The organism is Campylobacter sp. BCW_4341 (genome assembly GCF_001764255.1).
Classification (GTDB): Bacteria; Campylobacterota; Campylobacteria; order Campylobacterales; family Campylobacteraceae; genus Campylobacter_D; species Campylobacter_D jejuni.
In genome coordinates this window covers 108173-116659 of the sequence record NZ_MKAH01000046.1, presented here as the reverse complement: position 1 = coordinate 116659, position 8487 = coordinate 108173, and the positions used below count along the sequence as shown (strand labels likewise).

Below are 8487 nucleotides of genomic sequence, written 5' to 3'. Positions count from 1 at the left end.
TTTTTACTCTTACATAAATTCTGCCAATTTGAAACACTTTTGATTTCAAGACATTGTTTTAAACTTTCTTTTTCAGCTTGTATATTTTGCATTCTTTCATAAGTTAAAGCTTGGATATATAAAGCTCTTGCTCTATCTTCATCTGAAAGTTTTAATTTAAGCAAATCTGTTAAAACAGCTAAACTTTCTTCATTTTTATTGATTTTAGCCAAAGCATCAAGATACATAAATTCTAAATTAGGACTAAAAAGATTTATACCTTTAAAATTTTGATAGTCAATGGCCTTAGGTGCGTAAGTTAAAATAGTTGTTTGCATATTATGATCATTAGCATAAGAAAGTAAAGCATCATAGACTTCTACCATACTAAAATTCATTGGAAAACTTTCTAAAATTTGCAAAATTTTAATGGCTTGATTGTAGTCATTTAAACGCAACAAAGACAAAAATTGCAAATAATAAGCCTTAAAATTCTCATCATCGCTTTTTAAAATTCTAGAATTAGCTATATCTTTAGAAATTTTAATCACCTGAGGATATTGTTTATTATCAAAAAGAATAGATGCTTTTTGAAGACCATAAAATATAGAATCTTCGCTATAATTTTTATTTATATAATCAAGTGCTTGTTCAACATTAGAAGTTCTGATAAGACAAGCTAACATTTGTTTTTTATTATCAATTTTCTGACCTATATCATAAGCGCTAAAACGCATAAAAATATTTGCAGCATTGATACAATTATCAGCTTTTATCGCATTTTTTAAATCATTAACAGCTGCTTTCTCTAAAAATTGAGTAGCATTTGGAATTTTTTTACTTTCTATAAGATTTTTATAAGCTAAAATCGCACTAAAATTTCCCTCTTTATAATAAAGTGCAACATCTTCATCTAAAGCTTTATTTGCAATATTCTCATCTTTATTTGCATATTGCTTCATTAAATCTGTATAACGCTGATGCAAAAAGCTTGCATTATTATCACCTAAAGCAAAGAATACCTCATCACTTGCTTTTTTGATTTCATCTAAATACCTACCATCTAAATAATCATCCATATACAAATCAAGGTATTTTTTAGCATCACTAGATCTGTTAGTATGTGATAAAACTAAGGCTAAATCTTTTAAAGTTTCTTCATAACTTGGATCAAGTTTGGACATTTTAGCAAAGGCATCTTCATAAATACTTGCACTTATATCAAATTGTCCTTTTTGATTAAATAATTTAGCAAGTTCTAAAGATCTTGGAATATCTTTTCCAAAATATTCAGGATTGGCTTTTAAAATAGTGTTAATATACTCTATAGCTTTATTTACTTGCCCATTTGAAAGCAAATTCTTTGCCAAACTCATAGCTGCTCTTGCAGCTAAATCTAAATTTTTTGTATTAAAATAAGTATTTTCATAAATATTTACAGCTTTTTCTTTTTCATTTAAATTATAAATATAGTCTGCATAATCAAGTTTTGATAACTGAGTAAAATAATTATTAGGTTGTTCATTATCCAAAATCGACATTGTATATTCCACATCAGCACGCTGGGCTAAAGCGATATAAGTTCTTAACATTATATGTAAAACTTCTGAAAAATTTTTATCACTTGTAAAAGTACGCGTCCAATTTTTAGCATCATCAATCATCTTTTCTAAAATTTGTTGATCACGCATGCTTGGATCTTGGGTGTAAAGTTTATTTTGAGCTCTTAATTTATATAGTATAAATTCACTAATAAAAATACTACCACGATATCTATTGATAGCATTTTGCGCATCAATAGCAACCTGACTATAATTAGCCTTATCGTATTCTTTTTTGATGCGTAAATAAGTATTAATATCTGCACTTTGAGGGATAATAACAGGATCAGAATTTAAATCCAAAGCTCCAACATAAGGCAAGCTCTCGTGTGGAAAATTGATATTAAAATCAAGTCCATCATAGTCTTTAATAGGTGCTAGCTCTGGTGCAAAAATAAAAGTAAAAGCCTTACTTTTATGCGAACTTGATGAACTAAGTTCTTTATCTATATAAATATTTTGAGAAGTGTCAAACATTCTTGCTTGTATTTTTGGCAAAATGATCATTTTAATTTTTTGAGCTTCTTGTATAAATTTTAAATCAAAAGCAGAAAAACTCTGATCTTTTAATTTATTATCAACCATACCTGCAATATCACATTCAAAATGAACTTTTGATTCGGTAATAAATTTTTGACATGTAAATTCTAAATCATTACTCGCATGTAAAACTGCAAAAGCTTGATTATTTTCGCGACCCGTGTTTAAAACAAGCTCAAAAGCAAAAGCATTTAAAAAACTTAATAAAATTAAAAATAATATTCTCATAAAATAATTATAGCAAAACTCTTATAACATTAACAATATAGCAAAAGTGCTTATACAAACACAAAAAGCTAAAATAAAATTTTGTATAAAACTAAACTTAATATTATGAACCCTATCATTTTTCATAAATAAAGCATGAATTAAAATCTTTAAATACGCATAAAGCATAATAACAGAAGATAAAGCCACAAAAAGTGCCAAATACCAATATCCATTTAAAATTGCTGTATTTAAAATCATAAATTTACCCCAAAATACTCCAAAAGGCGGGACACCTGCTAAAGAAAGCACACTAATGCTCAAACAAAAAGCAATTAAAGGTTTTTTAACCAAAAGTCCATTTAAACTCTCATAAGAATTATTCTCATAATTGCTTAAAATCATAAATACAGCATAATTTGCAAAAGCAAATAAAGTCCAATATCCAAAAATAGCAAGCAAAATTCCATCAAAATTTTGTTCTTTTAGTAAAGGAATACAAGCCACCAAAACCAAAGAAGAATGCACTACAGAACTATAAGCAAACATTTTTTTGATATTGTTTTGACTTAGAGCCGCAAAAGCACCTATAAGCATAGAAAAAATCGCTAGAACTATTATGATATATTCAAAACCTGTATTATTTAAAAAATCAAACAAACGAATAACCACACCCAACATGGCAACTTTTGGCACAACTGAAATAAAAGCAACCAAATTTGTATGTGCTGCATAATACACATCTTTAAGCCAAAAATGAAAAGGTGCCAAAGAAAGCTTGATTGCACAAAGAACAAAAATCATCACTCCAGCACCCAAAAGCATGGGATCTTTTTGAAACTCATTTTTTAACGCTAAATTAGCAGATAAATCTAAAGTTCCTGTTTTTAAATAAATAAAAGCTACAGCCATAACAAAAAACCCAGCTCCTACAGCCGCTACACTAAAGTATTTTATCGCACTTGAAATAGCATTATCACTTCCACGCATTGCTATTAAAGTATAAAGTGCTAAAGAAGAACTTTCAAGTCCTATAAAAATAAGTACTAAATTTGAGCTTGAAACCATCAAAAGCAAAGATGCAATCACAAATAAAAATAAAGCATAAAATTCACCCTGATTTTCTTCTTTTTGCATTAAAAGATATAAAAATGAAAAACACAAAATCACCAAAGAAGCATAAAATGAAACAATATCATTATTTAAAGTAGCCAAAAAAGCTTTTGCTTCTAAACCTTGAGCATTTGCATTATTTAAAATCAAAAAAGCACTTACAATTAAAGATAAAGAACTTATGCCAATATAAAACGATCGATGAAATTTCCAAAAACCAGAGCAAAGCAAAAGAACTATTGCAGTTGTAATTAAAAATAAAAATGGATAAGATAAGCTTATATTTAAAAGTTCTAAATTTAAAAAATTATTTAACATTTGCCTCTCCTATTTTAGATAAAAAATCTAAAGTATTTTGCTCCACAGCTCTAATATTCATTGTTTTTATAAGATTATCCACATCTTTTTGTATCGGCTTTAAAAGTATATTTGGCATAAGCCCTAGTCCAAAAATCATTACTACAATACACACAAGCGCTACTATTTCTCTAAAGCGTAAAGAAAAATTCTCTATAAAGCTTTGTTTTTGCATGAAAAATATTTTTCTAAATACTGCAAACATATAAATCGCTCCTAAAATAATCACCAAACCTGCCAATAAAGCGTAAAATAAATTAATCTTTGCTATACCTAAAAGAATTAAAAACTCTCCCACAAAAGAAACAGTTAAAGGCAAAGAAACACTCGCAAGTAAAATTAGCATAAAGAAAATTGAAAATAAAGGTGCTTTTTTAGCCAAAGAATGGTAAAAAGAAATATCATAAGTATGATATCTTTGGTGTAAAAGTTCAACCATTAAAAATAAAGCTCCCGTTACAATACCGTGTGCAAACATATAAAAAACCGCACCACTAATACCCAAAGCATTTAAAGAAAAAATTCCCAAAATCATCACACCAAGATGTGAAATAGAACTATAAGCGATCAATTCTTTAATATTTTCTGCTCTATAAGCAATTAAAGCATTATAAACGATACTCACTATGCATAAAGCTACAATTAAAGGCATAAAATACACACTCGCATCTGGAAAAAGTGGTAAACAAAAAAGTAAAAATCCAAAAGGAGCCATTTTAAAAACTACAAGCATTACAGAAACAAGTACAGGCGAATTTGCATAAACCTTAGGTGCCCAAGTATGAAGTGGAAATAAAGGAGCTTTGATAGCAAAAGCGATAAAAAATGCTCCAAAAAGTAAAAGTTGCTCTGTGAAATTTACTGCTGAGGCATTATTTTTCCAAATTTCCAAGTCAAAAGTGAAGATGTTTAAAAGTTGATAATTTAAATAAGCTTGATAAATCAATGCTACAAGCATTAAAATTGAACCCGCAAAAGCATAGATAAAAAATTTCACCCCTGCTCTAAAATCTTTACCATAAACTCCCATAATATAAAGCAAAGGCAAAAGAGAAAATTCCCAAAAAACATAAAATAACAAACCATCTTTTGCGCTAAAAAGTCCCATAATAGCAAATTCTAAAAAGAATATACAAGATACAAGCGCTTTTTGTTCCAGCTTTAAAAATAAAAAGCTTAAAAATATCATCAAAGAACTTAAAAGCATCAATATAATTGCGATACTGTCTACTCCTACATGAAAGCTAAAAAATTTCAAAATTTTAAAAGAGAGATTATAATCAAAGCTTGCCCCTTGTAAAAAATCCGCAAAAATATCCAAATTTAAAGCCAAAATCATAAAACTTACAACAACGCTAAAAACCTTAACGCCTCCACGATTTAAAAGCAAAACCACAAAAGCAGAAATTAAAGGAAAAAATATCAAATAATTTAGCATTTTACACCATCCATACCAAAATCAACAAAATCACAAAAGCTGTCACCAAAAATCTAAGCATTAAGTTTAAGCTGTTTGGCATAATCATTTTTTGTGAAATATTTTGAGAATAAAAAGCAATTTTTTCAACTATTCTATCAAAAATATAAAGATCACAATGTTTTAAAATCGCACATAAGCTTTCATATTTTGAAACAATAAATTGATGATAGAATCTAGGAATAAAATAATCATTACTTAAAAGTTTGTGAATTTTATTTTCTTCAATACTTTCTTTAAACCAAGAATTTTTATAAGCAAAAATAGCCAAAATTACACCCAAAATAGCTGCTACACTCGCACAAATCATTACAATTTGATTTTGTGCATCAATAAAAACTAATTTTGTGCTTAAATATTCAAAAAAACTATGTTCAAAAAATCCTGCAACAATAGCTAAAACCATCAAAGGACTCATAGCCAAAAGTGCGATTTTACTTGCTTCATGTGGATGTTCATCATGCCTTGCAGGGGTAAAAAATACCAACATTAAAAGTCTAAAGCTATAAAATGCTGTTAAAAAAGCTGCGATTAAAAGCACTAAAAAAATACCATGGTGAAAAGAAATGAAAGAATATCCTAAAATCAAATCTTTAGAGAAAAATCCTGCAAAAGGATAAATTCCTGCTAAAGCTAAAGATCCTATACACATCAAAATAGCCGTAAATTTTAAAGGTTTAAAAAGTCCACCCATTTTTTTAATGTCTAATTTATCATTCATAGCATGCATTACATTTCCAGCACCTAAAAAAAGTAAAGATTTAAAAAAAGCATGTGTAGCTAAGTGAAATAAAGCTATACCATAAGCCCCAAGTCCTGCAGCTACAAACATATATCCAAGTTGTGATAAGGTAGAGTAAGCAATAATGCGTTTTAAATCCCTAGCCACCAAAGCCATAGAGGCTGCAAAAATCGCTACAAAAGCTCCAAGTAAGGCAATAATATAAGAAACCTCAGGAACTAAATCATAAAGCGTGCTAGCACGAATTACCAAATAAACCCCCGCTGTTACCATGGTTGCTGCATGGATTAATGCAGAAACAGGAGTTGGCCCTGCCATAGCATCAGCAAGCCAAGTGTGAAAAGGAAATTGTGCAGATTTTCCCATAGCTCCTATAAATAAACAAGTTGCGATTAAGATCAAAGCATTGTGATCTAGGCTTTGTGCCATGGAAAAAACTTCATTATATTTTAAAGTTCCTGCTTGTAAATAAAGCCAAAAAATTCCTAAAAGCATACCCAAATCTGCAATACGATTCATAATAAAAGCTTCATTAGCTGCAAAAGAATAAGTATCATTTTTATACCAAAAACCTATAAGCAACCAAGAGCAAAGCCCAACACCTTCCCAACCTACAAAAAGTCCTAAGAAATTATCACTCATAACTAAAAAAAGCATAGAAAAGACAAAAAGTCCTAAATAAGCAAAAAATTTATTAAAACCTTCATCATGAGCCATATAAAAAATACTATAAAAATGCACACAAGTAGCTACAATACCTACAACACTCATCATAGTAAGCGAAATGGCATCTATATCAAATCCAAAATTTACTCCAGCAAACCATTCAAACAAACTCACATTAAAAGCTTCATTGCAAAAAAGCAAATACAAAGAACAAAAAGCACTCAAAGCTATTAGAAGTGAGCAAATTATCCCTACAAATTGTTTTTTCTCACTCAAAGCAAAACAACTTGCAAACAAAAAAGCAATAAAAGGACTAAAAAGAGAAATCAAAGCCAAATTTTGCATACTAAGCCTCCACTTCTTTTAAGCTTTTTAATTCCAAAGTGCCTTTTCTTCTATACCAAAGCACACACAAAGCTACACCAACAGCTACTTCACAAGCCGCTACACCCATGATAAAAAGTGCAAAAACCTGTCCATTTAAATCATTGTGCATTTTAGAAGCTGCTACTAAGGCTAAATTAGCACTATTTAATAAAATTTCACTCGAAATAAAAAGCATGATGAGATTTTGTCTTTTTAAAATCCCTACAAGCCCTATGACAAACATTAAAATAGCTATAAAAAAATACTTTTCTATCATTGTTTTTCCTTTGCCAGCTCTTTATGAGTAAGTACTATAGCACAAACTAAAGCAATCAAAAGTAAAATGGCTATGAATTCAAAAGCCAAAAGATATTTTGAAAAAATCGCTAAAGCCAGTTGTTTATTAAAATCAAACAAAGCAGGATCATTTAAAGGCAAATCCGTGCTGATATTTTGGTATTTAAAACCTATAAGCATGGCCAAAAGTAAAATTGCACTTAAAACCACCAAAGTAAAAAAACTTTTTTTAGCTTTAAGTTGTTCTTTAAATTCCTTAGAAGTATCAAAAAACATCATCGCAAAACTATAAAGTCCAAGTACAGCTCCACTATAAACAATAATTTGTATCACGCCTAAAAACTCTGCATCAAGTAAAAAATAAAATCCCGATAAAAACACCATTCCACCCGCTAAAGCCGAAAGAGAATAAAGCATATTTTTACTTAAAACCGCAATACCAAAAAAGCCTAAAACCACTACACTAAAAAATACAAAAGCCAAATTTTCTATCATTTATTTTCTCCTTGCTCTTGCGTATTTTGATTTTCTAAGGCTCTTTCAATCATCACATCGTAATAATTTGGCGTTTTTTTAACCCACAAATTTGCATCCTTTCTAAGACTTCCTGCTCCTTCAAATTCAACTTGATTTTTAAGCTTATCAATAGGAGTTAAAAAATCTTGCTTATAGCCAAAATAAGACCTTTGCTCGGCTGCATTTTCATACTCTGTCCCATGTACTATAGCAAGTTCTGGGCAAACCTCAGCGCAAAAACCACAATAAATACAACGCCCTAAATTAATACTATAATTTCCTACTTTTTTACGCCCATTTTCATCTAAAGAAGTTTCCATTCTGATACAATTACTAATGCAAATTTTTTCGCAAAGCCCACAACCTATACATCTTTCATTTTCGCTTTCTATAAAACGCATCAAACGATGAACAGCACGGTAACGATTGTCAAGCTTTACCTTTTCAAAAGGATATTTAATCGTAGCGCTATTATTTCTCTTAAGTAATTCTCTCATCATCACAAAAAGCCCTACAAAAAGCTCTAGTTTAACGCTTCTACGCAAAGCTTGTGAAATTTTCTCCCAAGTGCTAACAGGAGTTTTTCTTTTCTCATCCACTAAATAATAATTTTTCATATCAAACTC

Annotated in this window: 7 protein-coding genes; all 7 read right to left on the bottom strand. The window is 29.6% G+C overall.

Annotation, left to right across the window (positions count from 1 at the left end):
* Positions 1-2348 (bottom strand): tetratricopeptide repeat protein (locus tag AJN70_RS08180; RefSeq protein ID WP_070295686.1); only part of this gene is annotated, 2348 nt, incomplete at its 3' end.
* Positions 2349-2369: 21 nt separating this feature from the next.
* The gene (locus tag AJN70_RS08175; protein WP_044794378.1) at positions 2370-3758 is read right to left on the bottom strand and encodes an NADH-quinone oxidoreductase subunit N; all 1389 of its coding nucleotides are present in this window, start codon (positions 3756-3758) and stop codon (positions 2370-2372) included.
* The gene (locus AJN70_RS08170; protein WP_044778695.1) at positions 3748-5235 is read right to left on the bottom strand and encodes an NADH-quinone oxidoreductase subunit M; all 1488 of its coding nucleotides are present in this window, start codon (positions 5233-5235) and stop codon (positions 3748-3750) included. The genes AJN70_RS08175 and AJN70_RS08170 overlap by 11 nt, the downstream gene beginning before the upstream one ends.
* Position 5236: 1 nt before the next feature.
* Positions 5237-7027 carry an NADH-quinone oxidoreductase subunit L gene (gene nuoL, locus AJN70_RS08165; protein WP_070287463.1) on the bottom strand — a complete coding sequence of 597 codons (1791 nt, stop codon included), beginning with the start codon at positions 7025-7027 and terminating at the stop codon, positions 5237-5239.
* Between the two features lies 1 nt (position 7028).
* Entirely contained in the window at positions 7029-7325 is a 297-nt protein-coding gene (nuoK, locus tag AJN70_RS08160) for an NADH-quinone oxidoreductase subunit NuoK (RefSeq protein ID WP_002858466.1), read from the bottom strand.
* Positions 7322-7840 carry an NADH-quinone oxidoreductase subunit J gene (locus tag AJN70_RS08155; protein ID WP_070275935.1) on the bottom strand — a complete coding sequence of 173 codons (519 nt, stop codon included), beginning with the start codon at positions 7838-7840 and terminating at the stop codon, positions 7322-7324. The genes nuoK and AJN70_RS08155 overlap by 4 nt, the downstream gene beginning before the upstream one ends.
* A complete protein-coding gene (gene nuoI, locus AJN70_RS08150; protein ID WP_052782041.1) occupies positions 7837-8478 on the bottom strand; it encodes an NADH-quinone oxidoreductase subunit NuoI in 642 nt (213 codons plus the stop codon). Before nuoI ends, AJN70_RS08155 begins: the two co-directional genes overlap by 4 nt.
* Between the last annotated feature and the right edge of the window lie 9 nt (positions 8479-8487).